The 3,686-nt window shown below is 42.7% G+C and carries 4 protein-coding genes; 3 read left to right on the forward strand and 1 reads right to left on the reverse strand.

From position 1 onward, the window contains the following. From R4I06_RS04440 to R4I06_RS04450, 3 genes are all read left to right on the forward strand, one after another. The coding region (locus R4I06_RS04440; protein ID WP_334414376.1) for a hypothetical protein at window positions 1–1,048 on the forward strand (1,048 nt) is incomplete at its 5' end. A 509-nt stretch (window positions 1,049–1,557) separates the two neighbouring features. Further along, window positions 1,558–1,770, forward strand: a complete 213-nt coding sequence (locus R4I06_RS04445; RefSeq protein WP_334414378.1) for a hypothetical protein — start codon at window positions 1,558–1,560, stop codon at window positions 1,768–1,770. A gap of 183 nt (window positions 1,771–1,953) precedes the next feature. Continuing rightward, the gene (locus tag R4I06_RS04450) at window positions 1,954–3,054 is read left to right on the forward strand and encodes an exopolysaccharide biosynthesis protein (protein WP_334414380.1); all 1,101 of its coding nucleotides are present in this window, start codon (window positions 1,954–1,956) and stop codon (window positions 3,052–3,054) included. A 442-nt stretch (window positions 3,055–3,496) separates the two neighbouring features. Here the strand turns inward: R4I06_RS04450 and R4I06_RS04455 are convergent. Next, window positions 3,497–3,686, reverse strand: a 190-nt coding sequence (locus tag R4I06_RS04455) for a hypothetical protein (RefSeq protein ID WP_334414381.1), incomplete at its 5' end; no start/stop codon positions are given.

A 3,686-nucleotide genomic window follows, 5' to 3' on the forward strand; every position in this document is an offset into this window, starting at 1 on the left:
AGATAGCCCAAGCCATGAGGAGCTAGACGATGAGATTGAGGAGCAGGAAGATAGACCTATCCCATCACGTGTGAGCCATCCTGTATCTTATGGCACTACACCCCAAGAAAGAAGTACACGTTCACCTCATAGGAAGCAGCGTGTAGAAGAAATAGAACTCACAGATCTGAGCCCGCCTCGGCAACCTGTTCGCAGATATACTAGAGAGGCTCACACTCCTGAAGAGCTTGAGCCTCTTCAACGAGGATTAACTCTTGGAGATTTTAAGAGTCGTAGAGCAGCTAATCGTGAGCAGCAAGAGGGTGCCTTCTCCTCTATCAAGAGTAAGATGTTTGAAAGTGCTGAGACTTTCATGCAAAAAGTACGTCCTCCTATAAGCAGTGAACAGAGAGATACAAACAGTCGCGGTAAAATTTACCTTGGTGCACAGAATACTGATGAAGAGCTTAGTGATAGCGGTTTCTACCCTCAGTTACAATCTGAGCAATGTCCACGGAATGGCATTATCGGTAGCGTACCTCACTATGCACAGGATTCTACGTCTTCAGGACAAAGATTAGATAAAAAGAAAGAAGGTGCTGGAAGATCAGCCACTCACAGCAAACCTGGGCACCGCAACAACACTTTCACAGATAGCACTACAGACATATTCTTGTCACCCACTGGGGGAAGTGTAATGATGGGCGCTACATATGCACCATCATTGCTCTCAGGAAAAGGGGCAATTGCTGGTAAAAAGCCTGTGAAACATGTGAGTTTTGATAAGCCATATTCCTATCAAAGTTGTAATAGCTCCGACAGTAGCGATGAGGAAGCACAATATCAAGATTATGATAACGTAGGACTGGAAGACAATGACAGCTATGAAGAAGAATGCAATGTCATAAGTACTCCTCATGGTGATGTGCGTAAAAGACGTAGTGGACAACACAGGGATAGTACACGTTTGACAGACGTTCGTGTTTCTAGTGCTGCATCTCATGGCAGAGCACAGGAAGATAGAATTTCTCCTAGACAAGCGGATATCTCCCGCTTACAGCGTAGATAAGCAAAATTCCATTACAATCTGGTCCCATATCTCTGTCGAACAGCAATGGAGACTCAGATAGTGTCCTAGTCATTTATCAGAAAGTACCCCTGGGGCACCATTTAATATCCTAGAAAGTTCATCTAAGAATCATAGTACTTTTCACTATATCTACATAAAATAGAACTAAAGTCTCAAATAATATGCACATCCATAAGCCGATAGGCTCCTAAAGATTATTACATCACAAAAGTCACCACACACCCTGCATCACAGTACGCATACTCAAATAATACCTCTCGTAACACCACCTAAACTCATTAAAATGTAAGTTTATACTCCTATTGACATGTATATCTATATCCACACTGTGGCTCACTATCTCACTCCCCTCTCACCTTCGGCAGCACTGATCTAACTTGAAAATATGCCCAGGATCCCGTACACTTCTTACGTGTGTTTGTGTTCAAACTTCACCATCACTCAGCATTTCATATGGTTGTTTTCTTCATATATTTCAGGTCCTGTTAATGCTAATCCTAGATCCTACCCCCTTGTACGCTGCCCTGGCTTTTGCATCTTTGATAAATAAAGTGATACAAAAATATAAAGCGAACGAGCATGTTCGCAGAAATACTAGAGAGGCTCATACTCCTGAAGAGTTTGAGCCTCTTATACGAGGGTTACCTTCTACAACTCTTGCAGAGCCGGAGAGTGACAGGGCTTATCATGATAGGCAGTAGGATACCATTTCGTCTGCTGCTAGACGATAGAGGAGTTACAAATTCATTTTGCATTGTCGCCACATGCGGCTACTCTGAGTTGATGTTTATGATACTATGGCACTTTTTATAATATGTGCTCCTATACATGATCTTGTGGTTATGGTATTTCTTTTAGTGACAAAGTTGCTTTAGAATTCTCTTATGGATGACGATAGTAGAAAGGCCGTATCAGCTATACTGAAGGAGGTGGAGAGATACGGAGAGGCGGATACTGTTACTCTTTCGGAGCTGAAAACTATATTGCATGATAGAGGATTCGGGGTATTCATGCTTTTACTGGCTCTCCCACTAAGTATTCCCCTTCCCACCATACCAGTACACACGCCAATTTTTGCTCTGCCGTTGACGCTATTTTCCATCCAGGTATTGATGGGACATTCTGCTCCATGGTTGCCACATTTTTTGGATAAAAAGTCCTTCAAGCGCGCATCTTTGGCTTCAGTAATAGAAAAGACATCTTTTTTCCTAAAAGTTATGGAAGGATGGACAAAGCCGCGAGCTACGTTCATTTTTTCTGGAATAGGAAAGAGAATTATAGGGTTAACATGCTTACTGTGTGCCTTATCCATTGCCATACCATTGCCCTTGACTAACTGTATCCCTGCTTGCGGTATATGTGCAATATCACTGGGCATGCTGAATAGAGACGGGGTTTTAGTTGCACTAGGTATTCTGCTAGGATTTCTTGGTCTATTGACAACAGCCGTAATCCTGATTGCAGGACCAAAGATAGTTATGGATACGGTCTCTTTTGTTACTAAGCTTTTCGCGGATGTTCCAGGATTTAGCAACTACTCCACTATGGCGATATCTGTATCAGTACTTATAGCCATGTATTTATTAGTACTGATAATAGCGTTCGGCAGGATACATGTGTCAGCAAACCTAATATCGAATAAGGCAAAAGACCTTGTGGTAGCGGATATTGCCCTCAGCAACAGTCTGATGCTATGTCTTCAGAACTCGATAGAAGGACGAACGGGAAAGTACATAGACGATACTATCTCACCATGTTTACTGTCTTACGGCACCAGCGACGTATTTATGTCACAAGCTGATGCAGCTAAACATGTACATTCCGATACGCCATGTCAGGATGACGATTATATAGAGTTGGAGGATAACAACACACATCTAACAGATGTCCATGTGACAAGTGGTGTATTGCGCAGTGGAAAATACGAAACCTCCAATGCTCACCCAGAAGAAGGAATAGTTTCAGATTCACATCGCAGTAGATAGACAAAAATAGCTTACATCTAAAACGAACGTGGCGATATAGGCCAATGGTCACCGCAATCCGACAGCAGCCTGTTTGGTATTACGTTTGCCTATCAAGAAAAGTCTCTTATACCTGTAATTTTACGCGCAGAAGAGCTTGCTTCAGAAATTATGTAGCCCTATATCTCCATAAAATGGCGGAAAGTTCTCAAACAATCCGCGCATTATCTACGCAACAGATCCCTCTGCATGCACTATTGAAGATTTATTTCCAAAATGTTGCACTCCCATTTGTGAAGCTCAGTTTTATACCCCACTCAAGGGCAATGCTGGAAATAACCTACACGTGCACACTAAAGTGGATCTGTCAGTTCACACTATTGAGGAATTCATTTCCCAAACGTCTCACACCCACTTGCAGAACGCAGTTTTATACCAGCCTTGAAGGGCAACCTGTAAACAATCACACTATAGAAGCGCACGCTGTACTGCAAAATTCATTCTGAACCACGCCGTATATCACCCCCTTACACCTAACATCCATAAGTGTACGAGCAGAATACCGTTTATGAGCCTCTAGTAGATCAAGCAACATCTCCTGCAAATACCACCAAAGGAAGAAAACTTTGAGCGGGAGAAGGGGTTCGAACCCT

Source organism: Anaplasma bovis (genome assembly GCF_036903315.1).
GTDB lineage: Bacteria > Pseudomonadota > Alphaproteobacteria > Rickettsiales > Anaplasmataceae > Anaplasma > Anaplasma bovis.